The organism is Paraburkholderia sp. BL25I1N1 (assembly GCF_003002025.1).
GTDB lineage: Bacteria > Pseudomonadota > Gammaproteobacteria > Burkholderiales > Burkholderiaceae > Paraburkholderia.
This window is the reverse complement of record NZ_PVZB01000001.1, coordinates 538,164-563,304: the sequence shown is the minus strand read 5'-3', so window position 1 is coordinate 563,304 and position 25,141 is coordinate 538,164. Positions and strand designations below refer to the sequence as shown.

General features: G+C 63.2%; 29 protein-coding genes. 11 read left to right on the top strand and 18 right to left on the bottom strand.

The window, feature by feature from the left end; genetic code table 11:
- Positions 1–53: 53 nt before the first annotated feature.
- The 5 genes from B0G73_RS02520 to rhaM are packed head-to-tail and all read right to left on the bottom strand — an operon-like array spanning position 54 to position 4,938.
- Positions 54–1,070 carry an ABC transporter permease gene (locus B0G73_RS02520; RefSeq protein ID WP_106277552.1) on the bottom strand — a complete coding sequence of 339 codons (1,017 nt, stop codon included), beginning with the start codon at positions 1,068–1,070 and terminating at the stop codon, positions 54–56.
- Complete coding sequence (locus B0G73_RS02515; RefSeq protein ID WP_106277550.1) at positions 1,063–2,121, bottom strand: ABC transporter permease; 1,059 nt, start codon at positions 2,119–2,121, stop codon at positions 1,063–1,065. Before B0G73_RS02515 ends, B0G73_RS02520 begins: the two co-directional genes overlap by 8 nt.
- Positions 2,118–3,647, bottom strand: a complete 1,530-nt coding sequence (locus B0G73_RS02510; protein WP_106277548.1) for a sugar ABC transporter ATP-binding protein — start codon at positions 3,645–3,647, stop codon at positions 2,118–2,120. The genes B0G73_RS02515 and B0G73_RS02510 overlap by 4 nt, the downstream gene beginning before the upstream one ends.
- A gap of 15 nt (positions 3,648–3,662) precedes the next feature.
- Positions 3,663–4,556, bottom strand: a complete 894-nt coding sequence (locus B0G73_RS02505) for an amidohydrolase (protein WP_106277546.1) — start codon at positions 4,554–4,556, stop codon at positions 3,663–3,665.
- Between the two features lie 58 nt (positions 4,557–4,614).
- The gene (rhaM, locus tag B0G73_RS02500) at positions 4,615–4,938 is read right to left on the bottom strand and encodes an L-rhamnose mutarotase (RefSeq protein WP_106277544.1); all 324 of its coding nucleotides are present in this window, start codon (positions 4,936–4,938) and stop codon (positions 4,615–4,617) included.
- A gap of 138 nt (positions 4,939–5,076) precedes the next feature.
- Here rhaM and B0G73_RS02495 point away from each other — a divergent pair, with 138 nt between their 5' ends.
- The gene (locus tag B0G73_RS02495; RefSeq protein WP_106277542.1) at positions 5,077–6,078 is read left to right on the top strand and encodes a LysR family transcriptional regulator; all 1,002 of its coding nucleotides are present in this window, start codon (positions 5,077–5,079) and stop codon (positions 6,076–6,078) included.
- 16 nt (positions 6,079–6,094) lie between these two features.
- Here B0G73_RS02495 and B0G73_RS02490 read toward each other — a convergent pair whose 3' ends face one another.
- From B0G73_RS02490 to B0G73_RS02475, 4 genes are all read right to left on the bottom strand, one after another.
- A complete protein-coding gene (locus B0G73_RS02490; RefSeq protein ID WP_106277540.1) occupies positions 6,095–6,877 on the bottom strand; it encodes an SDR family NAD(P)-dependent oxidoreductase in 783 nt (260 codons plus the stop codon).
- Positions 6,878–6,923: 46 nt separating this feature from the next.
- The gene (gene rhmD, locus B0G73_RS02485; RefSeq protein ID WP_012427543.1) at positions 6,924–8,102 is read right to left on the bottom strand and encodes an L-rhamnonate dehydratase; all 1,179 of its coding nucleotides are present in this window, start codon (positions 8,100–8,102) and stop codon (positions 6,924–6,926) included.
- 36 nt (positions 8,103–8,138) lie between these two features.
- Complete coding sequence (locus tag B0G73_RS02480; RefSeq protein ID WP_106277538.1) at positions 8,139–9,467, bottom strand: MFS transporter; 1,329 nt, start codon at positions 9,465–9,467, stop codon at positions 8,139–8,141.
- A 96-nt stretch (positions 9,468–9,563) separates the two neighbouring features.
- Positions 9,564–10,316 (bottom strand): SDR family NAD(P)-dependent oxidoreductase, encoded by a 753-nt coding sequence (locus B0G73_RS02475; RefSeq protein WP_106277536.1) that lies wholly within the window; start codon positions 10,314–10,316, stop codon positions 9,564–9,566.
- A gap of 407 nt (positions 10,317–10,723) precedes the next feature.
- On the opposite strand from B0G73_RS02475, the gene B0G73_RS02470 reads away from it, so the two are divergent.
- Both B0G73_RS02470 and B0G73_RS02465 read left to right on the top strand, forming a co-directional pair.
- Positions 10,724–10,933: a hypothetical protein gene (locus tag B0G73_RS02470; protein WP_106277534.1), complete on the top strand. Its 210-nt coding sequence runs from the start codon at positions 10,724–10,726 to the stop codon at positions 10,931–10,933.
- A 116-nt stretch (positions 10,934–11,049) separates the two neighbouring features.
- Positions 11,050–11,748 carry an SDR family NAD(P)-dependent oxidoreductase gene (locus B0G73_RS02465; RefSeq protein ID WP_106277532.1) on the top strand — a complete coding sequence of 233 codons (699 nt, stop codon included), beginning with the start codon at positions 11,050–11,052 and terminating at the stop codon, positions 11,746–11,748.
- A 19-nt stretch (positions 11,749–11,767) separates the two neighbouring features.
- Here the strand turns inward: B0G73_RS02465 and lhpH are convergent, their stop codons facing one another.
- The 5 genes from lhpH to B0G73_RS02440 all read right to left on the bottom strand — a co-directional run bounded on the left by lhpH (position 11,768) and on the right by B0G73_RS02440 (position 16,648).
- Positions 11,768–12,775 (bottom strand): trans-3-hydroxy-L-proline dehydratase, encoded by a 1,008-nt coding sequence (lhpH, locus tag B0G73_RS02460; protein WP_106277530.1) that lies wholly within the window; start codon positions 12,773–12,775, stop codon positions 11,768–11,770.
- A gap of 38 nt (positions 12,776–12,813) precedes the next feature.
- Entirely contained in the window at positions 12,814–13,935 is a 1,122-nt protein-coding gene (locus B0G73_RS02455; RefSeq protein ID WP_106277528.1) for a branched-chain amino acid ABC transporter substrate-binding protein, read from the bottom strand.
- A 125-nt stretch (positions 13,936–14,060) separates the two neighbouring features.
- Positions 14,061–14,771: a 1-acyl-sn-glycerol-3-phosphate acyltransferase gene (locus tag B0G73_RS02450; protein ID WP_106277527.1), complete on the bottom strand. Its 711-nt coding sequence runs from the start codon at positions 14,769–14,771 to the stop codon at positions 14,061–14,063.
- A 191-nt stretch (positions 14,772–14,962) separates the two neighbouring features.
- Positions 14,963–15,277 carry a lysozyme inhibitor LprI family protein gene (locus tag B0G73_RS02445; RefSeq protein ID WP_258193150.1) on the bottom strand — a complete coding sequence of 105 codons (315 nt, stop codon included), beginning with the start codon at positions 15,275–15,277 and terminating at the stop codon, positions 14,963–14,965.
- Between the two features lie 123 nt (positions 15,278–15,400).
- Complete coding sequence (locus B0G73_RS02440) at positions 15,401–16,648, bottom strand: MFS transporter (protein WP_106277523.1); 1,248 nt, start codon at positions 16,646–16,648, stop codon at positions 15,401–15,403.
- A gap of 381 nt (positions 16,649–17,029) precedes the next feature.
- On the opposite strand from B0G73_RS02440, the gene B0G73_RS02435 reads away from it, so the two are divergent.
- Positions 17,030–17,302 carry a hypothetical protein gene (locus B0G73_RS02435; protein ID WP_106277521.1) on the top strand — a complete coding sequence of 91 codons (273 nt, stop codon included), beginning with the start codon at positions 17,030–17,032 and terminating at the stop codon, positions 17,300–17,302.
- 60 nt (positions 17,303–17,362) lie between these two features.
- Here B0G73_RS02435 and B0G73_RS02430 read toward each other — a convergent pair whose 3' ends face one another.
- On the bottom strand, positions 17,363–17,680 hold the full coding sequence (locus B0G73_RS02430) for a hypothetical protein (protein ID WP_106277520.1): 318 nt from the start codon (positions 17,678–17,680) through the stop codon (positions 17,363–17,365).
- A gap of 436 nt (positions 17,681–18,116) precedes the next feature.
- Here B0G73_RS02430 and B0G73_RS39970 point away from each other — a divergent pair, with 436 nt between their 5' ends.
- Both B0G73_RS39970 and B0G73_RS02425 read left to right on the top strand, forming a co-directional pair.
- Positions 18,117–18,302 (top strand): hypothetical protein, encoded by a 186-nt coding sequence (locus B0G73_RS39970; RefSeq protein ID WP_146144147.1) that lies wholly within the window; start codon positions 18,117–18,119, stop codon positions 18,300–18,302.
- Between the two features lie 151 nt (positions 18,303–18,453).
- Positions 18,454–18,780: an H-NS family nucleoid-associated regulatory protein gene (locus tag B0G73_RS02425; protein WP_106277518.1), complete on the top strand. Its 327-nt coding sequence runs from the start codon at positions 18,454–18,456 to the stop codon at positions 18,778–18,780.
- Positions 18,781–18,992: 212 nt separating this feature from the next.
- On the opposite strand, the gene B0G73_RS02420 is transcribed toward B0G73_RS02425, so the two are convergent.
- Positions 18,993–19,514 carry a low molecular weight phosphatase family protein gene (locus tag B0G73_RS02420; RefSeq protein ID WP_106277516.1) on the bottom strand — a complete coding sequence of 174 codons (522 nt, stop codon included), beginning with the start codon at positions 19,512–19,514 and terminating at the stop codon, positions 18,993–18,995.
- A 224-nt stretch (positions 19,515–19,738) separates the two neighbouring features.
- Positions 19,739–19,939 carry a hypothetical protein gene (locus B0G73_RS02415; RefSeq protein WP_106277514.1) on the bottom strand — a complete coding sequence of 67 codons (201 nt, stop codon included), beginning with the start codon at positions 19,937–19,939 and terminating at the stop codon, positions 19,739–19,741.
- A 121-nt stretch (positions 19,940–20,060) separates the two neighbouring features.
- On the opposite strand from B0G73_RS02415, the gene B0G73_RS40360 reads away from it, so the two are divergent.
- On the top strand, positions 20,061–20,264 hold the full coding sequence (locus B0G73_RS40360; RefSeq protein WP_181196478.1) for a hypothetical protein: 204 nt from the start codon (positions 20,061–20,063) through the stop codon (positions 20,262–20,264).
- Positions 20,265–20,268: 4 nt separating this feature from the next.
- Here the strand turns inward: B0G73_RS40360 and B0G73_RS02405 are convergent, their stop codons facing one another.
- On the bottom strand, positions 20,269–20,946 hold the full coding sequence (locus B0G73_RS02405) for a J domain-containing protein (protein WP_106277512.1): 678 nt from the start codon (positions 20,944–20,946) through the stop codon (positions 20,269–20,271).
- 461 nt (positions 20,947–21,407) lie between these two features.
- Between B0G73_RS02405 and B0G73_RS02400 the strand changes: the two genes are divergently transcribed.
- From B0G73_RS02400 to iaaH, 4 genes are all read left to right on the top strand, one after another.
- On the top strand, positions 21,408–22,070 hold the full coding sequence (locus tag B0G73_RS02400; protein ID WP_106277510.1) for an NADPH-dependent FMN reductase: 663 nt from the start codon (positions 21,408–21,410) through the stop codon (positions 22,068–22,070).
- A 322-nt stretch (positions 22,071–22,392) separates the two neighbouring features.
- The gene (locus B0G73_RS02395) at positions 22,393–22,608 is read left to right on the top strand and encodes a transcriptional regulator (protein WP_106277508.1); all 216 of its coding nucleotides are present in this window, start codon (positions 22,393–22,395) and stop codon (positions 22,606–22,608) included.
- 131 nt (positions 22,609–22,739) lie between these two features.
- Entirely contained in the window at positions 22,740–23,693 is a 954-nt protein-coding gene (locus B0G73_RS02390; RefSeq protein ID WP_106277506.1) for an aminomethyltransferase, read from the top strand.
- A complete protein-coding gene (gene iaaH / locus B0G73_RS02385; protein WP_106277504.1) occupies positions 23,674–25,128 on the top strand; it encodes an indoleacetamide hydrolase in 1,455 nt (484 codons plus the stop codon). Before B0G73_RS02390 ends, iaaH begins: the two co-directional genes overlap by 20 nt.
- The last annotated feature ends 13 nt before the right edge of the window (positions 25,129–25,141 follow it).

Below are 25,141 nucleotides of genomic sequence, written 5' to 3'. Positions count from 1 at the left end.
GGGTTATCGGTTGTTGGACTTTCTCTTTTCAGACACAGGCATTGCTAAGGGCGTTACAGGGAAGAAGCGGACCTGGCGATGAAACGCCGGTCGCGCGCCGCTCGCCAGCGGGCCACCAGATTCGGTATCAGTACCGAAGCCAGCAGCAGCACGCCGGTGACGATGGTGAGCGTTTCGCTGGATACGTCGTCGAGCGTGAGCGCATTTTTCAGCACGCCAATGATCAGCAGCGACAACAGCACGCCGATCATCGAACCGCGTCCGCCGAAAATACTCACGCCGCCGAACAGCACCGCCGCGATCACCGACAACTCGAACCCTTCGCCGTTGTCGCCGCGCGCGCTGGTAAAGCGCAGCGTATAGACGATGCCGGCCAGCGCGCTCATCGCGCCGGACAGCACGAACAGACGCAAGCGGATCCTGGCCACTTCGATGCCGGAGAACGCCGCCGCGGTTGGGTTCGCGCCGATCGCGTAAAGACTGCGGCCGAACGCGGTGGACTGCAGCAGCACCGTGAACACACTCGCGCCGACGATCACGATGACAAACGGCAACGGAATGAAACTCCCGCCCAGCGTGTCCATGCCGAACGCCGTATAAGCCGCCGGAAAATCCGCCACCGCCTGATCGCCGAGCAACACGTAGGCGAGGCCGCGAAACAGCGCCAGCGTGCCGATCGTGACCGCGAGCGAAGGCAGATTGAGCTTGACGATCACGAGGCCGTTCAGCAAGCCGGCCAACGCGCCGGCAACCAGCACCAGCACGATCACGAGCGGCATCGGCAAGCCCATATGCCACAGCACGCCCATCAACGCGCTCGATGCGCCCAGCACCGATGCCACCGACAGATCGATTTCGGCGGCGACGATGATCAGCGTCATCGGCAGCGCCATCAACGCGATCTCGGTCAGATCAGCCAGCACGTTGCTCAGATTCGCGCCGGTCAGGAACACCGGCGAGAGCATGCGTCCCAGCACGAGCGAGAGAATCAGCACGATCACCAGCAGCACGTCCCATTGCAGCGGCGTTTCGCGTTTGCGCGTGAGCAGCGCGGAGTCGGGTTTAGCCATGATCGCGTTTCCTCATCATGCGTTTGGCGACGGAGCGGGCCAGCAAGGTATCGGCGGTAATCGCGGCGACGATCAGCGCGCCTTCGATGGCCTGCTCCCAGAACGGCGACACGTGCAGCACCACCAGCGCGATGCTGATCACGCCGAGCACGAGCGCGCCGAGCGTGGCGCCGAGTATCGTGCCGACGCCGCCGGTGATCGCCACGCTGCCCACCACGGCGGCGGCCACCACCTGCAACTCGATGCCCTTCGCGGTGCTCGCATCCACGGTGCCGAAGCGCGCCAGCCACAACGCGCCGGCGAAACCGGCAATCGCACCGGACAGCAGGAAGCCCGCCATCACGCGCCGTTCGACGTTCACGCCGGCGAGACGCGCCGCCTCCGGATTCGAGCCGATCGCGTAATGTTCGCGGCCGCCGCGAAACTGCTTCAGATAGATGGCGAGGCCGATCAGCACGACGACCGCGATCAGCGCAAGCGTCGGGATGCCGAGCAAGGTGCCGGTGGCAAGACGGGAAAACGCGTCGGGCAAACTGGTTGCGTTGATCTGTCCGCCGTGCACCCACGCGTAGTCCGCGCCGCGAAAAATGTACAGCGTGGACAGCGTTGCGACGAGCGATGGCACGCGCCCCACCGCGACGAGCAGCGCGTTGATGGTGCCCGCCACGAGACCGATTGCGAGCCCCGCCGCCAACGCGACAATCACCGGCATGTGCGGAAACGCGACATACAGACTGCCGACCGCATACGCGCTGACGCCCACTGTCGAGCCGACGGAGAGATCGATGTGGCGCATCAGGATCACGACAGTCATGCCGGCCGTCAGCAAGCTGATAATCGACACATTCAGCAGCACGTCGCGCAGATTCTGCAGATTCAGGAACTGCGGCTTCGCGAGCCCCGTGCCGACGATCAGCAAAACCAGCACGACGAAGAGCGTCGTCTCGCGGCTCTTCGCGATGCTCGCCGCAAAACCGCCCGGCGAACTCGCGGCGCGCTTCGGCACCGGCGCCTGTACCGGCGCGGGATGAGTGGAAGAATGGCGCATCATGCGGCGTGCCCCAGCGGTGGAATGGGTTGACCGAGTGCCGCGCCCATGATCCGTTCCTCGTCGGCGTCGGCGCGCGCTATATCCGCGCTGATACGCCCCTCGTGCATCACCAGCACGCGGTCGGCCATGCCGAGCACTTCCGGCAATTCGCTCGAGATCATCAGCACCGCCATGCCGTCGCGCACCAGTTCAGCGAGCGCGCTGTACACCTCGGCCTTGGCGCCGACGTCGATGCCGCGCGTGGGTTCGTCGATGATCAGCACTTTGGGTCCGGTGGCCAGCCATTTGCCGAGCACGACCTTCTGCTGATTGCCGCCCGACAACGTGCCGACCGGCGCGTTGGGATCGCCCGCCTTCAGACGCAGGCGCGTGCCCCATTGATCGGCGAGCTGCGTCTCGCTGCGCGTGGAGATGAGCCCGTGTTTGACGAGCCGGCCGAGCACCGTCATCGACGCATTGCGCGCGATGCTCAATTCCAGCGCGAGCCCTTGCTGGCGGCGATCCTCCGGCACGAGTGCGAGTCCGGCGCGCACGGCGGCCGCTGGCCGTCCCGCGGTGAGACGCTCGCCGGCGATCCGGATTTCGCCCGAGTCGAGCGGATCAATGCCGAAGATCGCCCGCGCGACTTCGCTGCGCCCCGCGCCGACCAGTCCGGCTAGCGCGACGATTTCGCCTGCGCGGACGTCGAAGGAAATGTCTTTGAACACACCGATGCGCGTGAGGCCGCGCACCGACAGCCTTATCTCGCCGGGTGGCCGGTCGGCCTTGGGATAGAACGTCTCCAGATCGCGCCCAACCATTTTGGCCACGATCGCTTCCGTGTCGAGATCGGCAGTCAAACCGTCGAAAACTTTGGCGCCGTCGCGCATGATCGTGACGCGTTGTGTCAGCGCGAATACTTCGTCGAGACGGTGAGTAATGAAAAGGATCGCCACGTCACGCTCGCGCAGCTTGCGCACGATGGTGAAGAGCCGCTCTACTTCCGGCAGCGACAGCGCGGCGGTCGGTTCGTCCATGATCAGCACGTTGGCGTTCAGCGACAACGCCTTGGCGATTTCGATCACCTGCTGATCGGCAATCGACAAACCGCGCACCAGTTGATCGGCGCGCAGATCGACACCGAGCGAAGCCAGCAAGCCGTCCACTTCGCCGCGCATCGCGTCGTAACGAATCCGGCCAATGCGATCGACCGGCTGCCGTCCCATGAAAATGTTCTCCGCAATCGACAGGTCGAAGAACAGCGTCGGTTCCTGATAGATGACCGCGAGCCCGGCGTCGCGTGCCTCGGCTGGCGTCGCGAAGCGGCGCGCTTCGCCGTCCACCAGCAGTTCGCCGGTGTCCGGCTGATGCACGCCCGCCAGAATCTTCACGACCGTCGACTTGCCCGCGCCGTTCTCGCCGAGCAAGGCATGCACCTCGCCCGGCCAGAGCGCGAGATCGCCGTCGGATAGCGCGCGAACCCGCCCGAATGATTTACTCGCATGCCGCAATTCGAGCCTCGGCACAGCGGATGTGGGTTGCTGCACTGCGTGTCTCCTTCTTTAAATGCGGTAGCAACGTTCCGCGTTGCGGCAAAACAATGCTTCTTTTTCGGCGCCACTCGCGCCCTCCACGATCGATGCATACGCACGCCACAGATCCGCGTAAGAGCCGAACAGCCGGTCGACTGGAAAGTTCGAGGCGAACATCGCGCGCCCGACACCGAACGTGTCGATCGTTTCGAGTACATACGGCCGCAGGCTTTCAATCGTCCACTGGTGATCGAACATGGCGAGTCCGCTGATCTTCACGGCGACATTCGGGCAGTCCGCGAGCAAGCGCATGCCTTCGCGCCAGGCGCGATAACCGGCCACGCTGCTGCGGTCGACGAACATGCCCGCGTGATTGATGACGAACTGCGTGTCGCCATGCGCGCGCGCCAGCGCTGCCGCCTCTTCCATCTGCGACGGATACAGTTGCAGATCGAACGACAGGCCGTAGCGACGCAGCAGCGCGAAGTGCTCGCGCCATTGCGGCTCGCGCATGAAATGGCGGCCGACGTAATCGAACAGCTTGTTCTCGTGCACGTTCAGAATCTGGCGGATGCCACGCGTGTTGGCGAACGACGCATGCGCTTCGAGCACGGCCGGCGCATTCGGCGCGGACAGATCCACCGCAGCGACGATCGCGTTCGGCATGCCGCGCGATGCCTTGCGATCGGCAATGGACTGCAACCAGCGTGTCTCTTCAACCGGATCGGCGGGATCGTGATTCGCTTCGACGTGCACGAGCTTCAGCACGTCGATGTCGCCCGCATCGCCTAATAGGTCGTCGAGCAGGTAGTCGTGCTTCAGATCGCGCGCGTCGCCCACGAACGACACGCCCGGGTTTTCCAGCCACGGATAGCGATGCGTTTTCAGATCCCACAAATGAATATGCGAATCGACCACCTGCATGCGACATCCTCCGTCCGGTCAAAATCGTTTTCGAGGTTTGAGATCCGGTCGGCTCGGATCAGCTCAGCGAGTTCAAATGGAAGACCGGTTCGAGCGGCTGCTGCAGCGGTGTGCGATCCGGGGCCGTGTGCATGATGTCGGCCATGTAATCCCACCATTTGCGCATCACGTCGAGCTGCGGCAGTTCGTCCATGGTGTGATGACTGTTTCGCGTCAGAATGGCGAACAGGTGATTCGAGTCCGGATCGAAGAAAATCCGATAGTCGCGCACGCCGGCGTCGTGCAATGCGTCAACCAGTTCAGGCCAGATTTGCGCATGACGTCGTTCGTATTCCTCGCGCATGCCGGGGTTGAGCACCATCCGGAAAGCGATTGTCTCCATTGCGGCCTGTCTCCCGTCGTATCCGGGCGCTTTTCCAGCGAAACGTGGAAGCGTCTGATACGACTATAATTCCTGCGTCGATAGCATCTCAATCCGAAGTTGGGATTGGGCGATCCACAAACCGAATCGCACCGCCCCATGAGCCAACCCTCAGCAACCGTCGCACTCGTCAATCGGCTCAAGTACAAGCACCTCGCGCTGCTCGTCGCGCTTGACGACGCGCGCAATCTCCATCAGGCCGCCGAGGCCGTCAACGTGGCCCAGCCGAGCGCAAGCCGCATGCTCGGCGATATTGAGGAAGCGTTCGGCTTTCTGCTGTTCGAACGCAATGCGCGCGGCATGACGCCCACGCCGCTCGGCGTCGTCACGCTTGCTTACGCGCGGCGGGCGCTGGCCGAGCTGACCCGTTTCGCCGAAGACCTCGACGTGAAGCGCCGCGGCGGTCATGGGCAACTGACGGTCGGCGCGATCATGGGCGCCGCGCCCGATCTGCTGGCCATGGCGGTCGCCGCGCTGAAAACGGAAAGTCCGCTGCTGAACGTGCGCATTCTCGGCGAAACCAGCGACCAGGTCGTGCAATTGCTGCATCGCCGCGAAGTCGATCTGGCGCTTGGGCGGCTGACAAGTCCCCTGCAACACAACGATTTCAGTTTCGAACCGCTCGCGCGCGAGACCTTGTTGCTGGTCGTGCGCGCGGTGCATCCGCTCGCGCAGCGCGCGCGCCTCGGCTTGCGTGAACTGATCGACTGGCCGTGGGTGGCGCAGCCCGTCACCAGTCCGGCGCGCGTGCTGTTCGAAGAGGAACTTGCGCGTGCGGGACTCGCCACGCCGGTGAACCTGACCGAATGCGCGTCGATTTTCGCCACGCTGCAATTGCTTGAGAATTACGATGCGGTGGCGATGCTGCCCGAGTCGGTGGTGCGCGATCATTTGCGCGGCAAATTGCTCGTCGCATTGCCGCTCGAAATCGGCAAATCGCTCTCCGGTTTCGGCATTCTCACACGCAAGGAAGAACCGCTCGCTGAACCGGCGTTGCGCTTCATCGACCTGTTGCGCGGTTTCTCGCGCAAGCTCAAGCCCGATGACACCACGGCGGCCGCTGCCGACTCCGTGATCGTGTCTTCGGCTCCCGTGAACTGAGATCGGCATCGGCGCGTTACTGCAGGTTGACGAAGAGACCGCCGTCCACCAGCAACGCCGCGCCCGTCACATAGCGTGCGCGGTCGGAAGCGAGGAACGTCACGCAATCGGCGACATCTTCCGGGCGGCCCAGTCTGCCGAGTGGAATGCGCTTTTCGAAGTAGGCTTTTTTGGCTTCGTCGGCGAGGTCTTGCGCATTCAGGTCGGTTGCGATGGTGCCCGGCATCACCGAGTTGCAGCGAATGCCGAACGGTCCCAAAGCCACCGCGCAGGATTGCATCAGCGAATGCACGCCGGCCTTGGTCGGCGTGTAATGCGTTTGCATGCCGCCACCCACCAGCGCGCTGATCGAACTCGTCGCCACGATCGCGCCGCCGGTGCCCTGCAGCTTCATCTGCTGCGCGGCGGCTTGCGTGACGTAGAACGCGCCGTTCAGATTGACTGCCACCGTGGACTCCAGCACTTCCGGCGGCATGTCGAGAAACGCGTGGAACGGACAGATGCCGGCGTTGCTGGCCAGTACGTCGATCTTGCCGAAGGCTTCGACCGTGTGGCGCACCAACTGCTGACCGGTTTCGCGCGCGGCGACGTTGCCCTCGATCGCAATCACGCGCCGCCCCAGCGCCTCGATTTCACCGACCACTTCCGCGACGGCGGAACGGCGTCCATACGATGCGTCGTTATCGCCCCAGTAGTTGATCGCCACGTCCGCGCCTTCGCGTGCGCATGCAACCGCAATTGCGCGGCCGATGCCACGCGAGCCGCCGGTGACGATCACGGCCTTGTCCTTGAGCAGCACGTCATTCTCCTTTTATGCTTCGCACCTTGCGACGGGTTACGCGCAATCACCGCGGATAAGGCCGCACCAACGCGCATTCCGGATTCAGCCGCACGCCGAATCCCGGTGTGTCCGGCACCTTCATGCGCCCATTCACCGGCACCGGTTCGTCGAGCAGCAGCGGAGTGAACATCGGCACGACCTCGTCGGCCTTGGGCGCCATCATCAGAAATTCGGCGAACGGGGAGTTATGCCGCGTGACCACGAAGTGATAGCTATACACCGACGAACCGTGCGGCACCACCATCACATTGTGCGCGTCGGCGAGCGCGGAGATCTTGATCAATTCGGTAATGCCGCCGCACCAGCCGACATCCGGCTGAATCAGATCGCAGCATTGCATTTCCAGCAGCATGCGAAAGCCCCAGCGTGTCGCTTCGTGTTCGCCGGTCGACACCATCATGCCGCGTGGCACGTTGCGGCGCAGTTCGGCGTAACCCCAGTAGTCGTCGGGCGGCAGGCATTCTTCGATCCATTTCAGGCCGTATTCGTGCGCAGCCTGCGCGAGCCGTGTGGCATACGGCACGTCGAGGCTCATCCAGCAGTCGTACATCAGCCAGAAGTCGTCGCCGACGCGGCTGCGCATGTCCGCGAGTTTCTCCAGGTTCTGCTTGAGGCCCGCTTCACCTTCGGCCGGACCATGCTGCAAGGGCAGCTTGCCGCCAATGAAACCCATCTCCTTCGCGAGATCGGGCCGCGCGCCGGTGGCATAGAACACGAGCTCGTCGCGCACCGGCCCTCCCAATAGCTGATACACCGGCTCCTTGCGCACCTTCGCGAGCAGATCCCACAACGCGAGATCGACGCCCGAGATCGTATTCAGCACCACGCCTTTACGGCCGTAGTACAACGTGGAGAAGTACATCTGATCCCACATCTTCTCGATGTCGGTCACGAGTTGGCCTTCAAGAAAACGCGCGAGATGTTTCTCGACGATGAACGCGCCGATCTCGCCGCCCGTGGTCACCGCGAAACCGACGGTGCCGTCGCTCGCTTCGATCTCCACCACGAGCGTGCCCAGCACGTTGATACCGAACGACTGGCGGCTCTGGCGATACTCCGGATAACGCGCCATCGGCGTGGAAATGTGATCGTCGATCCAGTGTCCGCCGGGTTGGTCGTGATAATCCGCGCCGCCGCCGCGGACAATGAAGGCACGCACGTGCCGAATGGTAGGCATGGCCATGAATGGGGCTCCGTTATGAGTGCGTCGAGCGCGCGCCTAGCGGGCGCGATGCAGTAAGGTTTCGAAAGTGGTGTGCGGCTGCGCCGGATCGCGGCGCAACAGCGTGCCGATCAGCAGCGCGGCGAGCAGACTGGACACGCCCAGCACGACCAGTCCCGCCGACGTCGACGAAAACGCGCGTTCCGCCGCGGTGCGCAAGCTCGGCGCGATGAAGCCACCGAGTCCACCGAGCGAATTGATCAAGGCGATGCCGCCCGCTGCGGCCGCGCCTGTGAGGTAACGCGTGGGAAAGGTCCAGAAGAGCGGCTGCGCCGCGATGAAACCGCTCGCCGCGCAACACAGCGCGAGCAGGCCGAACAGCGGGCTATGCACCAGTCCCGACACGCCGATGCCGAGCCCGGCGACGATCAGCAACAGCACCGCCCAACGCCGATGCTCACCCGTGCAATCCGCGCGCCGCGGCACATACCAGGTCACGGCCAGCGCGCATAGCCACGGCAACGCGGCGACGAGTCCCACCCGCAAACCGACCGTGGTGCCGAGGAACGCCGCCACCTGTTGCGGCAGATAGAAAATCACGCCGTACACGCTCATCTGGATCAGCAGATAGATCGCCGACAGCAGCAACACGCGACGATCCACCAGCGCGGCGAGAATGGGGTGTGGACCGTGCGCGGACGCGAGCAGCGCATCGTCGTCGAGCGCCGCGCGCAAGCTTGCGCGCTCTTGCGGATCGAGCCAGCGCGCGTCTTCGGGGCGATTGTCGAGATACCAGAAGGCCCACACGCCCACCACCGAAGCCAGCACGCCTTCCACCAGAAAGAGCCATTGCCAGCCGGTCAGGCCAAGTGCGCCGTGCAATTCGAGCAGCGAACCCGACAATGGGCTGCCGAAAATAAACGCCAGCGGCGCACCGAAATAAAACACGCCCACCGCGCGCCCCCGGGCCGATTGCGGAAACCAGTGCGTGAGGTAATAGATCACGCCGGGAAAGAAACCGGCCTCGGCGACGCCGAGCAGAAACCGCAGCGTATAGAACGCCGTGGGCGTATGCGCGAGGCACATGGCTGCCGATACGAGCCCCCATGTCACCATGATCCGGCACATCCACGCACGCGCGCCCACCCGATGCAACAGCAGATTGCTCGGGACTTCGAACAATGCATAGCCGACGAAAAACACGCCCGCACCGAACGCAAACGCCGCATTCGACAGACCCGTATCGTGCTGCAAGGCCTTTTGCGCGAAACCGATATTGGCACGATCGAGAAACGCCAGCACGTACATCAGCAGCAGAAAGGGCAGCAGCCGTCGCATGACCTTGCTGTTGATCGCTTCGAGTGAAACGGGTGCATGCGTCTTCATGTCGTCTCCTTCGCAGAGCGCGCGCGATCCGCGGCGCTGCGTTTTCTTATCGTGTGTACCGTTGCCGAGTTCAGGCGTGCGTCACGCCTCGGCGCCTCAGTACGTTGCGCGCCCGCCGGACAGATCGAATACCGAACCGGTGCTGAACGCACAGTCCTCTGACGAGAGCCACAGGATCAGCGACGCCGCTTCTTCGGGCATCAGAAAGCGGTTCATCGGAATCTTCGAGAGCATGTAGTCGATGTGCTGCTGCGACATCGAGTCGAAGATTTCGGTTTTGGCCGCGGCCGGCGTGACGGCATTGACGAGAATGTTTTTCGTCGCGAGTTCTTTGCCGAGGGATTTGGTCAGGCCGATAAGGCCTGCCTTGGAGGCGCTGTAATGCGAGGCGTTCGGGTTGCCTTCCTTGCCGGCCACCGACGCGATATTGACGATCCGGCCATAGCCCTGCTTGAGCATTTGCGGCACGACCGCACGGCAGGTGAGGTACGGGCCGATCAGGTTGACGTCGATCACGCGGCGCCAGACGTCGGGTTCCAGCTCCCACGTGGTGCCGTTGCCGCCGGTGATGCCGGCGCAATTGATCAGCACGTCGATCGCGCCATGATCGGCGACGGTTTGCGCCACGGCCTGCGCGACGGCGGCTTCCTGAGTGAGATCGACGGAGACCGCCGTGACTTTGCCCAGTTCGCTCAGCTCACGCTGGCTGCGTGCGAGGCGTTCGGCGTCCACGTCCCATAGCGCGACCGACGCGCCCGAGTTCAGCGCCCGTTGCGCCACCGCGTAGCCGATGCCACGCGCGCCGCCGGTAATGGCGACTACGCGCCCCTCCAGATCGATTCGATTCATCGCTGTGCTCCTGTGGCTGGCCTGAGCGGCTCGCCATTGTGTTGTTGTGTGCCGGCTGGTTGTGGTGTGTCAGTGCCGCTGGTGCGCTTGCGCTGACGGTTCAGCCAATATACGAGCGGTGCGATGCGCTAACAATTCGAGTATTGGAGAGGGTGATAACAAATGTGGATCGAAAGAGACCGCGAATGTGTTGTCTGCAATGCCACGCTGGTGCAGCGCATTTGCGCTCAAACGCTTCAAAGACGCCCCATTCAACCCCTTTTACTTTATTTTTTTTGCGCTTGCACAACCGCTCGATCGCGTTCGATACTGGTTTAACCCGGCTTCTCTGCTGCGGGTGCATCAGTCATCGCCCGCCCCATGCGGGCTCCTCATCTGAACGATGGATGTGAACGTCAGGAGGCGCCATGGAAGTCTGCGATGGATGCTCCGATATCGACGGCCTGCCAGTCGATGTGCAACGGCAGGAAAACCTCACGCTAATCGGTGTCGCGGAGTGCAATGGCACGCTCGTGCTGGAGCACTATCGCTGCGACAAATGCCGGGCCGTGATCGCCAGACAATTCACGGGCGACTCCCACGAACGGATCTGGAGCGTCATCGAAACGGCTCATTGAGCCATCGGCTCGGCCATCCTCAACGTCAGTGCAATTCACGGCGAGCGCCTACAATCAGCAAGGCATGGCGCGGCACACCCACGCCGTGACGCTTCCCTGTTGATTCCGGAGGAACCATGAGTCGAACTGAGACTGCATTGATTGTCGGCGCGGGCAAGGGCTTGAGCGCCTCGCTCGCGCGCCTGTTCGCGGCGGAGGGCATGCAGGTCGCGCTCGCCGCCCGCGACACCGGCAAGCTGACGGAGCTGGTCGACGAGACGGGCGCCCTGCCCGTGGCTTGCGACGCCAGTCAGCCGGACCAGGTCACTGCCCTCTTCGAGCGCGTGGAGAAAGCATTCGGCGCTCCCGATCTCGTGGTCTATAACGCGAGCGGCCGCTATCGCGCGCCACTCGAAACCATCGAGCCACAGAAGCTCGAAGACGCCTTCAAGATCACCGCCCTCGGCGGCTTTCTCGTCGCCCAGGCCGCGGCGGTGCGCATGTTGGCGCGCGGCCACGGCACCGTCCTGCTAACCGGCGCAACGGCCAGCGTGAAAGGACTGCCCGGCTCGACACCGTTCGCCATGGGCAAATTCGCGCTACGAGGCATGGCCCAATGCATGGCGCGCGAGCTTGCGCCGAAGAATATTCACGTCGCGCATTTCGTGATCGACGGCGGCATTGCCAGCGCTGCAAGAAGTTCGGAAGACGGCGACGCCGACGACAAATGGCTGGACCCCGACGCGATTGCCAGGGAATATCTTCACATTCATCGTCAGCACCGCAGCGCGTGGACGGGGGAAGTCGAACTCCGCCCGTGGGTCGAGCGGTTCTAGGCGCCGTGGCTCGTCCGGCCTACCGAACGAGAAACCCGTAGGTGAGCGGATCCCGCTCGTCGATTATCCAGGTCGCAAAGCCGCAGACAAACGCATTGCCTTCGACTTCCGGAATGACGGCCTTGAAATCACCCACCGTCGTTTCGCTCAAGACGCGCCCTTTGAACACGGTGCCGATAATGGACTCGTTCACCAAGGTGTCGTCCTTGCCCAGTTTCCCACGCAAATAAAGCTGCGCGACGCGGCCTCCCGTTCCGGAGCCGGTCGGCGAACGGTCCACCTCACGATCAGCGAAGACGCAGCAGTTGGCTTGCGTCGACCCTTCATGCCGCGGCGCATTCGCGATGATGGTGCCGTAGATGTGGTTGATCTCGGGAATGTAGGGATGCTCGACAGGAAACGCCATATTGGCCGCCTGCTTGACTTCAGCGCCGAAGCGGATGAGTTCTTCCACCGACGACTCCCGCACCGCGAGACCATGCGGCTCGCCGTCGGTGTAAAAGTAGAACGCGCCGCCGAACGCGATATCGCCCGTCACCGAGCCGAACGACGGCGTCTCGACGGTTACGTCCCGCTTCCAGATAAACGACGGCACATTGACGAAGCGAACGTTGCCGGCGTGCTCGCCATCCCACTTCACGAATGCTTCGATGAACCCGCACGGCGCGTCGATGCCGATGCGCGTTTCGGGTACTTCACGCTGAACCCAACCCAGTTCGACCGCCGCCGTCGAAAGCGCGATGACACCGTGACCGCAATGGTCGCTATACCCTTCGTTGTGAAGGAAGATGATGCCGAAGTCGGCATTGGGGCTGACCGGTTCCGTCAGATACCCGCCGTACATATCGGCATGCCCACGCGGTTCGAACATCAAGGCCCGGCGGATATCGTCGGCGTTTTCCTTCAGCCATGCGCGCCGCTTGACGATCGTGTTGCCAGGCAAACGCGGCAGACCGCTGGTGACAATGCGAAATGCCTCGCCTCCCGTGTGAACTTCAACGGTCTGGATAGTGCGTGAAATTTTCATGTCTGCGTCGTGAAGTGGATGGACCAAGCCGTCTGCCGTTACTGACCGTAAGGCGTCGGCAAGCCGTTCTTGATGACGTACACGGTGGTCGGCGCGCCCTTCAGGTCGCCGAACTCGTCGAACGAATAGGTGCCTGCTACGCCCTTATAGTTTTCCTTCGCGAGCTGCGCGGTCAGCTTGGCCTTGTCCGTGGTCGTGCCCGCCTTCACCATCGCATCGGCCAGCAACTTGACGCCATCGTAGTAGCTCACGGCGTAGACCTGCGTATCGATGTTGTAGGCCGCCTTGTACTTCTGCAGGAACTCGCGGCCGGCCGCGGTTTTCTCCAGCGCAATGCCGCCCTGTGCGCAATAGACGATCGAGGCCGCGTCGCCCGCCACCTTGCCCATGTCGGCCGAGCAGATGCCGTCGCCGCCGAGCAGCTTCGCCCGGAGTCCGCGCTGGCGCATCTGTTTAGCCATCGGCGCGCCCTGCGCCGCGTAGCCGCCGAAGAAAATCACGTCGGGATTTTTGGCCTTGATGGTCGTCAGAATGCCGAGGAAATCCGTTGCCGACGAGTTGGTGAACTCCTGCTGGATAATCTGGATGCCGTTCGCTTTGGCAACCTTCACGAACTGCTCGGCGACGCCCTGACCGTACGCCGTACGGTCGTCGATGACAGCGGCCGTTTTGGCCTTCAGCGTCTTGGCGGCGAACTGCCCCATCGTGCCGCCCAGTTGCTCATCGCTCGCGCCGATCCGGAAAATGTTCTTGAAGCCCTGCTTCGTCAGCGCCGGGTTCGACGCGACCGGCAGCATCGGCACATTGCCCGTGTTGTAGACGCGCGATGCCGGGATCGCCACGCCCGAGTTATACGGTCCGACCACGGCGAGCACGCCGCTGTCGACCAGTTTCTGCGCGACTTGCACGCCGATTTTCGGGTCCGCCTGGTCGTCTTGCGAGTCCAGTTTAAAGGTGACCTTCTGACCCGCGACGGTGACGCCCGACTTGTTCAGTTCGTCGATGGCGAGCCGTGCGCCGTTCTCGTTGTCCTTGCCGTTCGGCGCCTGCGGACCGGTGAGCGGCGCCGAATGACCGATGGTGACGACCACCTGGGCACTCGCGGACAGGGTGAAACCAGCGGCCATCAATGCGGCCGCAGTCATTGCAAGACATCGCATACCGGACTCCGATTGGACTAGGGAGCAATCACCATATGCTCAAATGGGTTCCAGTTCAATCGAGCGGTACGCCAGGCTAGGGCACGGCAAACGATCCGCCGCGCCGCATGCGGGCTCGACCATCGTCAAAGCCGCAGCAGTTCGTTTTTCATCCACTCGTGGACCGCGTGACTCAATTCCTGCTGTGTCATGTCCTGCGGAGACAGCGGCGGCCCGACCACCACGCGGATATGCCCGCGGCCCTCCGGCCAGCCTTTTGTCGGCCAGACCTTGCCCGCGTTCAGGACCACGGGAACGGCCGGCACGCCGGTCGCGCACGCCAGCCGAACGCCGCCGGACGTCATCCGCAACGGCGCATCGTGCGCGACCCGGGTGCCTTCTGGGAAAATGACGACGACATCGCCCTTGGCCAGCCGCTCCGCGCTTTCCTTCGTGACAGCCTGGTGAGCCTGTCGAGCGGAGCCCCGGTTCAGGCTGACCATGTCGAGGCCACGCAACACCCAGCCGAAGAAGGGAATGCGCAGAAGCTCTTCCTTGAACACGAAACTGACGCGGCGCGGAAAGATCGCGAGAAACGCGAGCGTTTCCCACGTCGATTCATGACGGGAGAGGATGATCGCCGGACCGTCGGGCAGGTTGTCGAGCCCCTCTATCGAACATGAAACGCCGGGTAGCCAACGCATGACGAAGACCAGTGCACGACACCATTGCCTGGCCAGCCAGTACCGGCCGGCGCGTCCGACGAAGGGAAACAGCAGCAGGATGATGATCGAATACAGCGTGCCGCTACCGAGGAGGTAGACGATAAAAAGCCATTTGGTGAAAGTTGAGCGCATCGGGACCTGAATCGGGGGATAAGCAGCGGAAGATTTTCATGGTAACGCGTTGAGACGGTGACGTGAGCGATACGTTCGGTCGCGCGCGGAAGAGGCGCGTCTGGCGCTTCCGCTGCCCACTGACCGATCGAATTCGGCTTGCCTTCGCGGCTCTTTATCCCGCATCCGTTTCTGGAACACACGCAGCGCACTCAGAACGGTCCGCGACTCGCGAGGTTGGCGTACTCGTCCTTGAGCGTTCCGATGCGCCGGCGGTACGCGTTGAGCAAACACGACTGACTAGCGCCGCATGCTTTTCTGGCCTTCAGCCACGCCTGCTGCTCGTCCTGCATGTCGCCCCGCGCGCCCATCGCAACCAGGCCCGTCAGCATCTGGTAACGCACGGCCATTTCGACGTCCATCTCACTCAGTTGCCGTGACGCGCAGATGGCCTTTTCATCCGGCAATCGCGCCCGGCCGCAGTCGAAGCTGGCCGCGAATGCGGAAGCGGAACCGAGTGTGGCCATTGCGAACAGCGCCCACCGCAAGTGACGTTTGATTACTTGGTTGCGTTGTCGATTCATCACGCTTCTGCGTTGTGGTTGAACTGCCGTGAGCACGGTCTGAACAACTAAACCGATACCCGACAGTTATTCCGTACACGCCGGGCAAGCCACCGCTTTATCGGCGACCTTCTGTTCGCCGCGGCCGAAGCTCGCCAGCGCGGCAAGCCCCAGCAACGCGAGGCCGCTACCGAGCAGAAAGTCGGCGGAAATCCCCACATGGTCGACCACCACGCCGCCCACCAGCGACCCCAGCGCAATCGCCACCTGAATGATGCTCACGAACAACGCGGAGCCCGCTTCGGGCGAATCCGGTGTGGCGCGTTGAATCCAGATGCTGAAACACAGCGGCAACGCGCCGAAGGAAACGCCCCACGCAAGCACCAGTGCGACGACGCCGATCGTCGAATGCTGGAGTAGCGGCAGCAGCACCAGGGCGAACATCAACAGCGAAACCATCGCGCCGACCGACACTTTCAGATTGCGCGTCACCGTCGACGAAACCGCGAAGTTCGAGAAGAAGCCGATAATGCCGAAGCCAAGCAGCAGCCACGTGATGGTCGACATGTCCAGATTCGCGTTATGCAGCAGGAAAGGCGTGATGTACGTGTACGAGGAAAAATGCGCGCCGAAAGCGAGCGCCACCATCAGCATGCTGCGGCGTGGATGCGGCCGGCGCAGCAGCGCCACCAGATCGCGCAGACGCAGCGCGGCGTTCGATGGCAGGGACGGCACGAAGAAAAACTGCGCGACCAGCGCCACCGCCACTAACACGCCGGTCGCCATGAACGACACGCGCCATGATGCGAAGCTCGCGATGAACGTGCCGAGCGGCACGCCGATCACCGTTGCGCATGTCACGCCGGTGAGAATCGTGGCCATGGCGCGCGCCGAATCCTTCGGCTTCACGAGACGCCCAGAGGCTGCCGTGGCCAGCGTCCAGAATCCGCCCAGCGCGGCGCCGAGCAACGCGCGCCCGAGCAGCATGCAGAGAAAATTCGGCGCAAAAGCGGAGATCAGATTCGACGCCAGCAGCAGAGCCGTCAGTAAAAGAAACACTCGCCGGCGATCCATGCGCCCCGCCACCAGCATCAGACCCGGCGCTGAAATGGCCGCGATGACGCCGGGGACGGTGACCATCAGGCCGGCGGTGCCGGGCAACACGCCCAGATCCGCGGCGACGCGCGGCAGCAGTCCGACGGGCAGGAACTCCGTCGTCACGAAAGCGAAAGCGCCGATGGCGACAGCCATGACAGCCAGCCATGAACGCAGGGACGACGATGCGCCATCGTCCAGCGAGGCCGTGCTCGCCGGCAGATTGTCTTCGATCAACATAGTATTGTTCGCGAGTGTATTAACAACGGGTGAGATTGGAGCGGCCGCACCGCGCTAATCCATTCGCAAAGCGCCCGGCACGATTAAAAAAGCAGGCCATATGGGCCTGCTTGCCGGAAGTAACGCGATTGCAGTCTGGAGAATCAGCGAGTGAAAACCCGAATAGACCACACCATAACATCGTATTAACTCGCTCGCTGACCGCTCCAAAAAATCGCGGTTGGGTGTGGGGTTATTCGCGCGGATTTCGCGCTCGACTCCCTGCGCGACAATCACGCGGCAGGCGCTGCGAAGCGCGAGCGTCATTTGGGCACAGCGTTTGCTGAAGCGCACGTCAGCGTTTTTAACACTCGCTCATCTCACATAAAGAGGACAACGCCCATGCTTACCACCCGCCCTTGCACCGCCACTTGCGTGATCGACGGCATGCCGCTCTCCGTGACCTTCTATCCGGACAACGGCGTGCTGCGTATCGCGGACTCGTTGGGGGCGTGCATCAAGGAAACGCGCTGGCATGCGTCGTGGCGCGCACTGCTGGACGAATTGCGCGGATTCTCCGAGGACGCCGCGGTGCAAGGACAAAGTTTCAACACGATGATGGGCCGCTTCAGCGAGCGCGCCGGTCATCCGCTAAACACGATGGCGCTCGCATAACCGCAGCTGACGGGAATACGGTGCTCGTCAATACGCACCGCATTCCCAAAGACCGACCGGTCATTGACCAAAATAGATTCTGCATTGCGGCGCGGAAGACATGCAGGGCTGATTTTGCGGGCCTCCCGCCTGCGATTGCCCCCCGGCTACGCCGCCGTACGAGACGTTCTGTACCGGCTGGGCGCCGGGCATGCCCTGCCCCGAGTCGCTGAACGACATGTCGGTTGTCGCTTGCGCCGATTCGTTCGCGTTCTGTTGCATCAGCGCGCGGCCCGACACGCCGGCGCCCTGCTGGCCTTCGATGCCCAGCGCGCCCGCTGTTTTCGGCACCAGCAGGAATACGGCGCTGGCGAGCGCCATCCATAGTCGTAGTTTCATGTCCAGACTCCTTGAATCCGGCGCAGCAGTTCTCGTCCTCCAAAGAATTGATCCGCGAAAAAAGTCAGGCTGCCCAATGGGCTGACGGACGAGTCGATGCCGATGCCTACTGCTGCGGCGAGTCATCGAACTAAACGAGTAATGAGTTGCCAGACCTGCAACCGATGTCGGACGCGTTCTCGCGGCTAGCCGGAATCGGTCGCCGCAGGCTGGAAGCACGGATTTTGGCTCCGCTCATTTCTTTATAGCTCGGCCACTCAGGAATTCAATCGCGGAACACCCGGCCCGTTTGCCGCAGCCGAAGTAGTTGGAAAGAAGAGATTTGCACAAAATCACCCAAACCGGTACGTGCTTTGGTCGCGCAGTGCGTTATGATGCTGACATAACGACAATAATCGGCCCCGCGTGAAGTACCGGCGAGAGACGGAGCGTGGAGATGAAACCGGCCTGCCGCAATCAGTGCATCGTCAATACCGTTTTTTCCCTTGTGAGCATGAGGCCTGGCGTGAGTCATACGCTGCCTTCCTTGCCGCACGGCGAAGCGCTTGAATATTCACTGATCGATACCCTTGAATTTGATTGGCGGCCAGGTCAGCCAGATGCTGCACCGCGCTATTTTTGAGCGGCGTTTTCTAAACGCTGCCTTTAGGATTTCCTTCAATCGTTAACCACACCGCGGGCCGTCCCCATTTATATGGATCGATGCATTCGCGGATTTGCCTTGCAATCTGTAATTGACAGAACGCCGGACGTTTTAGAAGGACGAATATCTTATGGACGAAAGGAAGCGAGATAGCATGATTGCGTATCTCCGCCATCGCATGGAAGAGTTTGGCATCAAACCAGAAGACCTGGCTGCAGTGCTGGCATCCGAGCCGGCCGCGCAAAAGCCCGGACGCTACCGTAGCGCAACTGGAGATAGCTGGGACGGCCAGGGCGAAATGCCTCAATGGCTCAAACAGGCAATCAGCGCGGGTCAATCCATCGACCACTTTGAATTGTCGGCCGCGCCGGCGCCTGCCCCGCAGCCGAAAAAACGCGTGGACTGGCAGAACGACCCGTTCGCCGGAAGCCCGCTCGCGCGTTCGAACAATCGATAGACCACCGTATCATTCAGCCGCTAGCGTAAAGAAATCGCCCCGCAATTCCTCCGTGGGAAACCGCCGGTTCGGCGCGTTCGCAAGCGCGCATGTACCTGTGCCATGCACACATGTGATGCGTTGTCGCGTAAGTCCCACGAAAACCGCGCAATGACTTTTGCCGGCTTTTTGCCGCGTGCTGAGTCAGACTGAGGCAGCGCCTGCGCCCCGGTTCACGCGTCGCATGTCGTGACGCGCTGCGTCGATGCGCTCAACGCGGGAATGGTCGCCGTCGCAACAGCGCCGGCCGGCGCCGCGTATTGCGGCAGTTCGATAAACGCGCTCATCTGCCGCACGATTTGCCAGAACACCTTCTCGAACAGCCGTGCACGCTCGGATTCGGCGATGCCGTCGGCGAGCGGATCGGCCAAGGTCCAGGTGCAGGTGGCAGGCTCGCCGGGAAACGCGGGCGCGTGGTGTGCGTCTACGGATTCGTCCAGCGCGACGACGAGGTCCATGCGCGGCGCCCATTCACCGGTGAATTCCAGCCAGCTTTTCGGACTGAGAATACCGAGGTCCGAGATGCCCGGCCGCAATTGCGCGACCGCGCACGGATGTACCCGCGCGGCCGGTTCCGGACCCGCGCTGAACGCGTCGAACCGGTGTCCCGCCAGTTCCCGCAACAAAGCTTCGGCAATGATGCTGCGTGCTGAATTCTCGCGACAGAGAAACAGCACCCTATATTTTCTGATCACGCTTACCCCGTACCCGTGTCTTTTTGTTTGATTCTGCGTGCAATTCTGCCGGCTCAGTCTTGCGCCCTCGTGACACTACGATGTTCAAATTTGTTGCGCCACGAGAATTTGTACCAGGACTTGCCGACTTACGGGCACCGCGCATCGCGCGTGCGCCGAAGTGTACCAGCGCAAGCGTCAAGCTTTCATTCAGCCTTCGGCAGGAGCAAACCGGGATCGGGCAGTCACACCGAAGCGTCGCTCTCGTGTCGGCCGGACACGATGCGGTTGGCCGCGTCGCTTCCGTCAGATGCCGCGGCGGGCGAAGTATCGAACCTCATGGCCGCGGGCGGTGTGCTGATCGCCTTGACGCCATTGGCGATGCTGGGTGCCGCGACGTAGGGAATAAACGCCGCCACCGCAACGACTACGATGAAAGTGAACATGGCTGTCGTGCCTCCCGGAATTGACTGAGTGGAAGTCAAACGAAGCAGGACCGCGTGGCAATGAGCAGGCGTCGCTCTCGAGGCGGCGTTCGGGCGACGCCGGCGACCCAGGCTGCGGACGTTGTCTTTGATTTTAGAAGTGCTGATTCGAACGCTAAAGCCTGCTCTCTATATCAATTCGGTCTACCTCTATGGTCTTCCGGCCAGGGCGCCATTCGTCACACGGCTGCGGTTGTGCGCCGAAGTATCCGCGGACTGCGGGCTGAACGATGCCTATATCGACGAGTTCGCCGAACTCGCACGGATCGCCGGACAACCGGCGTGATACGTCAGAGCCGCAAGCCGTTGAGAAACTGGAACCAGAGCCCGCTCAGGGCACCGGCTGGATGCGTATCGCCGACGGGTTCCTCGCGCTTGTCCTGATGCGCGCGGTGACCTGGCGAAGCCTGTGCGGCGGCGTCATCTTTCGCCGCAGTGGCCTCGGTCGCGACCGAACTATCGGCACTCCCGGACGCATCCGCCGCGACCGGCTCGGCTTCGGCCTTCGCCGGTTCGCGCCGCGCGGCCTGCAACGCCGACACGCTGTCCGCGATCTGCGCGGCACGCCGCGCCTCGCATCGACGCCCGAGCAGCACGCCGAACAGCACATCGCGGTTGTGGCCTTCGTCGGCGAAACGCATGGCGAGCGAGACCATCTCCGCGTACGCGGCTTCATCGGCGGCGCGCGACGCCGCTTCGCGCTCGGCTTGCGCCTTCCGCTGGCGCGCGTGCTGCGCCTCCCAGCCGCGCATCTGCTCGGCGTAGACCGCGTCGTACACCTTGCGCTGCGCGGCGTCGGAGAGGATCGCGTACGCGTCCTTGATTTCCTGGAAAGTGGCGCGCGCAACGTCTTCGGCGCCGCTGTTGCGGTCGGGATGCCACTTCATCGCGGCCTTGCGGTAAGCCCGCTTGATTTCTTCGTCGGTGGCGTGCGTGGGCACGCCGAGGGTGTCATAAAGAGTTGCCATTGCTTGCTCGACCTCGCCGTGTTTTTGGCTTTGCGGACGATCGTAACATGCAGAAAACGGCTTTATCGTGAAGTGGCCAGGCCGCAAAACTCCCGGAGCGCGGATAAAAAAAGGCCCCGCCATTTGCGTGGCGGGGCCGAGTCCCATGTCAAGGAGGTGTCATGGAGGAGACGATTCGATCATAGCCGGGAGTCATCGCGCCCCCAAACAATGCTTCGGCATATGCTTATCCGGCGCGGCTTCAAGTGCATTGCGGCGCATGCGGCATAGGCTCCGCCACGCCGAAGGCGGGCGCGCCGCCGCTGCGGCAAACGCCGCGCGGTTATATCGTTAGAACATAAAGTCACTTCGTGCGGGACCCGGCGCTGATTAAGATAACGCTTCAAAGTCCGGTTCGCCCCGGTCCGCCGCGCGCAGCCCCGTGCCGGCGCACCGTGAGCCGCTACCGAAGGAGCATTTCGTTGACCAGTTTCGATCATCATCGCCGGCCGCTCGTTATCGGCATTGGCGGCACGACACGCGCCGCTTCGTCGACCGAGCGCGCGCTCGGCTTCGCGTTGCGCGGCGCGCAGGAAGCCGGCGCGAACACCCGCCTGTTCGGCGGCACCTTCCTGCATAGCCTGCCCCACTACGCGCCGGAACAGGCTCACCGCACGGACGAACAACTCGAACTGATCGAGGCCGTGCGCCATGCGGACGCGCTCGTCATCGCCACGCCCGGCTATCACGGCGGCGTGTCCGGTCTGGTCAAGAACGCGCTCGACACGCTGGAGGAGCTGCGCGCCGACGAGCGCCCGTATCTGGATGGCCGCGCGGTGGGCTGTATCGTCACGGCTTATGGCTGGCAGGCCGCGGGCTCGGTGCTGACGTCGTTGCGCTCGATCGTCCACGCGTTGCGCGGCTGGCCCACGCCGTTCGGCGCCGGCATCAATACGCTGGAAACGCGCTTCGATACCGTCGACACCTGCTCCGACGCGAAGGTGGTCGATCAGCTCGCCACCGTCGGCCAGCAGGCCGCGCAATTCGCGCTGGCGTTCAATGCGCACGGCACGGCGGCCGCCGCGCCGCCGGCCGGCAACGCCCTCAAGGAAACACAACCCGCGCGCCTGCTGCACGCGGTTTAACTCCCCCTCCACTAACGGACTCGCAACGCCGTGGACCCGCCTGGGCGGCCCACGGCGCGGTCGTTCGCGCGAACGTGCGGCACATAACAGACCCGTATCCCGCTACGCCGGATAGTGTGTTCGAACACAGCGAATATGATCCGATCGGGGCTTCTGCACACTTCCCTTCAGATTTGCTTACGACAAAAGATTGGTTCACCCGCTGCGCAGCGCGGCCTAGGCTTGATCCTGCCCGCTGATTTACCGGCCGCGTGACCCTAGGGGTTGCGTCCGAAGTGCCGGCCTTTTCGACGCAAGCGGGGCATAACGACTGCAAAAAATCATGAACGCACATATTCGCTACAAGGGTTATGAAGTTGCACCGGCCGCACAACAATTACCGAACGGCCTGTTCGCCGCCAATCTGACCATCGAGAAAACTTCCGCCAATCACGAGCAGCATTATTCATTCGACGCGCTCGATTATTTCTTCGACGAAGAGCACGCACTGGCTTACGCATTTCGCTGGGGACGCATGTGGATCGATAACCATCAGTAACGTCACCGATCGCGTCTCCGGTTTCATGTACGTTGGGGGCGGCGCCAGCCAGCCTGCGCCGCCAGGCATCGGATTTTGAACGGTTGTGCCAGAATGGGCGACACATCGAGTTCGCCCTCTGTACGCCTGCCATGTCCGACACACTGACAGATGTTGCCGAAGACCGTACCCTGCGCCACTGGACATTCCGCGACCCCGCCCGCGTGAAGATCGGTTCCGAGGCGCACAAGCAGATGTTTTGCCGCATGCTGCTTGAAACCCACAACCCTTATAAACCGGCCGTGCTCGATTGGCCGCCCTTGCCGCCCGATGCGCTCGAGCGGCTCTGTTCGCTGCCTATCTGGGACATCGCGGTGCAGACCGAAGGCCGCGCGTCGATCGCCGTCCATACCTACGCCGCGCAATTGCGCGATCCCCTGCTGCGCGAAGCCATCACCATGGACGGCGACGAAGAAGCGCGTCACAAGCACGTGCTGTCCAGGCTGATCGCCGCCTACGGCATCGAGATCGCGCCCGAGCCCGACTATCCGCCGCCGCGCGACGCCGAATGGGAATGGATGCGCACGGGCTATAGCGAGTGCATCGACAGTTTCTTTGCGTTCGGGCTATTCCGCTCAGCGCAGGAGTCCGGCTTTTTCCCCGCGGCGCTGGTCGAGACTTTCGAACCGGTCATTCAGGAGGAAGCGCGCCACATTCTATTTTTCATCAACTGGGTCGCGTGGTATCGGAGCACCATGCCGCTGTGGCGCAGACCGTGGCATTCGCTGCGCGTGGCCGCGATCTGGGTGGTGCTCATCTGGCAGCGCCTCGCGATCGCGCGAGGCATCGACGCGAAAGGCATGGCGCACGATTCGAATTTTCTGCCCGCGAGCAGCGGTGTGATCGGCGAGGCCATGAATGCGCCCGACCTGTTCGCGCTCTGCCTCGCGGAAAACGACCGGCGCATGAGCGGTTACGATGCGAGACTGCTGCGGCCCAGGCTGGTGCCCACGCTGGCCCGCTTCGCCCTGCGCTTCATGAAGCCCGCGCGCCGGGACACCTCATCAGGACAAGGAGACGCCGGCCATGACATGGACCGTCGATGAACAACTCGCGTTGACCGCCACCGAAGCGGTTGCCGCGATCCAGTCCGGCCGCCTGAAGGCCGCCGATTACGTGGCCACCTTGCTCGCGCGCGCGGCGGCGCTTTCGAGCCTCAATGCGCTCACCACGCTCGACCTCGACGGCGCGCTCGCCGCCGCGCGGCGCATCGACGCCTTGCCCGCGGCCGAGAAGGCCCGCTTGCCGCTCGCGGGTTTGCCCGTGGTCGTGAAGGACAACATCAACACGGCGGGCATGCAGACCTCGGCGGGCACGCCGGCGCTCGAGGGCTTCATACCGAAGACCAACGCGCCCTCGGTGCAGCGCCTCGTCGACGCCGGCGCGATCCTGCTCGGCAAGGCGAATATGCATGAACTGGCGTTCGGCATCACGAGCACGAACCTCGCCACGCATGCGGGCCCGGTGCGCAATCCCTACGATCCCTCGCTGATTCCGGGCGGTTCGTCGGGCGGCACGGCGGCGGCGATCGCCGCGCGCATCGTACCTGCGGGTCTCGGCACCGACACCGGCGGCTCGACGCGCATTCCCGCCGCGTTGACGGGCACGGCGGGGTTTCGTCCATCGGTCGGCAACGGCGGCGCCGAACGGCGCTATCACGATCCGCACGCCGTGGTGCCGATCAGTCATACGCGCGACACCGTCGGACCGATGGCGCGCAGCGTCGCCGATATTGCGCTGCTCGACGGCGTGATCACCGGCGCCGGCGCGTTGCCGGATGTCGCGTTGAACGGCTTGCGCATTGGCTTGCCCGCGCCGCTCTGGCAAGGACTCGAACGGCAGGTGGAGGACGTCGCACGGGCCGCGTTGCAGCAGCTCGAAGCGGCGGGCGTGGTGTTCGTGCCGGTGGCCATGAGCGAACTGGACGATCTGAACGCCATGGTGGGCGGCCCGATTGCGATCCATGAGCCGCGTGACGACGTGCTCGCCTGGCTCGTCGCCAACGACGCGCCCGTCAAAACCGTCGTCGAACTGGCGGCCCGTATTGCCAGCCCGGACGTGCGCGCGATCTACGACGCCGTGCTCGGCGATGTGCTCGGCGAGCGCTACGAGGACGCGCTGAATCATTGGCGGCCGCGCTTGCAGCAGTACATGGCCGCGACCTTCGCCGACGAGCGCCTCGACGCGCTGCTGTTCCCGACCACGCGTCTCGCCGCCGTGCCGATCGACGAAGTGAACGGTTCGTCGGTCGTATCGATCGACGGCTCGGCGGCCATCGACACCATGGACGCTTTCCTGCGCAACACCGATCCGGCCAGCACCTCGGGCATACCGGGACTTTCGCTGCCTGCGGGCATGACCGCGAGCGGCCTGCCGGTCGGACTCGAACTGGACGGCCCGCTCGGCGAGGACCGGCGTCTTCTTGCGATTGGTATTGCGTTCGAACGGTTGCTTGGCGCATTGCCGGCGCCTGTGCTCTGATACCGAATCACCT

Coding starts and splice junctions, on each gene's coding strand:
- B0G73_RS02520 (WP_106277552.1), bottom strand. CDS start 1,070: ATGGCTAAACCCGACTCCGCGCTGCTCACGCGCAAACGCGAAACGCCG.
- B0G73_RS02515 (WP_106277550.1), bottom strand. CDS start 2,121: ATGATGCGCCATTCTTCCACTCATCCCGCGCCGGTACAGGCGCCGGTG.
- B0G73_RS02505 (WP_106277546.1), bottom strand. CDS start 4,556: ATGCAGGTGGTCGATTCGCATATTCATTTGTGGGATCTGAAAACGCAT.
- rhaM (WP_106277544.1), bottom strand. CDS start 4,938: ATGGAGACAATCGCTTTCCGGATGGTGCTCAACCCCGGCATGCGCGAG.
- B0G73_RS02495 (WP_106277542.1), top strand. CDS start 5,077: ATGAGCCAACCCTCAGCAACCGTCGCACTCGTCAATCGGCTCAAGTAC.
- rhmD (WP_012427543.1), bottom strand. CDS start 8,102: ATGGCCATGCCTACCATTCGGCACGTGCGTGCCTTCATTGTCCGCGGC.
- B0G73_RS02480 (WP_106277538.1), bottom strand. CDS start 9,467: ATGAAGACGCATGCACCCGTTTCACTCGAAGCGATCAACAGCAAGGTC.
- B0G73_RS02475 (WP_106277536.1), bottom strand. CDS start 10,316: ATGAATCGAATCGATCTGGAGGGGCGCGTAGTCGCCATTACCGGCGGC.
- B0G73_RS02470 (WP_106277534.1), top strand. CDS start 10,724: ATGGAAGTCTGCGATGGATGCTCCGATATCGACGGCCTGCCAGTCGAT.
- B0G73_RS02465 (WP_106277532.1), top strand. CDS start 11,050: ATGAGTCGAACTGAGACTGCATTGATTGTCGGCGCGGGCAAGGGCTTG.
- lhpH (WP_106277530.1), bottom strand. CDS start 12,775: ATGAAAATTTCACGCACTATCCAGACCGTTGAAGTTCACACGGGAGGC.
- B0G73_RS02455 (WP_106277528.1), bottom strand. CDS start 13,935: ATGCGATGTCTTGCAATGACTGCGGCCGCATTGATGGCCGCTGGTTTC.
- B0G73_RS02450 (WP_106277527.1), bottom strand. CDS start 14,771: ATGCGCTCAACTTTCACCAAATGGCTTTTTATCGTCTACCTCCTCGGT.
- B0G73_RS02445 (WP_258193150.1), bottom strand. CDS start 15,277: ATGGCCACACTCGGTTCCGCTTCCGCATTCGCGGCCAGCTTCGACTGC.
- B0G73_RS02440 (WP_106277523.1), bottom strand. CDS start 16,648: ATGTTGATCGAAGACAATCTGCCGGCGAGCACGGCCTCGCTGGACGAT.
- B0G73_RS02435 (WP_106277521.1), top strand. CDS start 17,030: ATGCTTACCACCCGCCCTTGCACCGCCACTTGCGTGATCGACGGCATG.
- B0G73_RS02430 (WP_106277520.1), bottom strand. CDS start 17,680: ATGAAACTACGACTATGGATGGCGCTCGCCAGCGCCGTATTCCTGCTG.
- B0G73_RS39970 (WP_146144147.1), top strand. CDS start 18,117: ATGAAACCGGCCTGCCGCAATCAGTGCATCGTCAATACCGTTTTTTCC.
- B0G73_RS02425 (WP_106277518.1), top strand. CDS start 18,454: ATGGACGAAAGGAAGCGAGATAGCATGATTGCGTATCTCCGCCATCGC.
- B0G73_RS02415 (WP_106277514.1), bottom strand. CDS start 19,939: ATGTTCACTTTCATCGTAGTCGTTGCGGTGGCGGCGTTTATTCCCTAC.
- B0G73_RS02405 (WP_106277512.1), bottom strand. CDS start 20,946: ATGGCAACTCTTTATGACACCCTCGGCGTGCCCACGCACGCCACCGAC.
- B0G73_RS02395 (WP_106277508.1), top strand. CDS start 22,393: ATGAACGCACATATTCGCTACAAGGGTTATGAAGTTGCACCGGCCGCA.
- B0G73_RS02390 (WP_106277506.1), top strand. CDS start 22,740: ATGTCCGACACACTGACAGATGTTGCCGAAGACCGTACCCTGCGCCAC.
- iaaH (WP_106277504.1), top strand. CDS start 23,674: ATGACATGGACCGTCGATGAACAACTCGCGTTGACCGCCACCGAAGCG.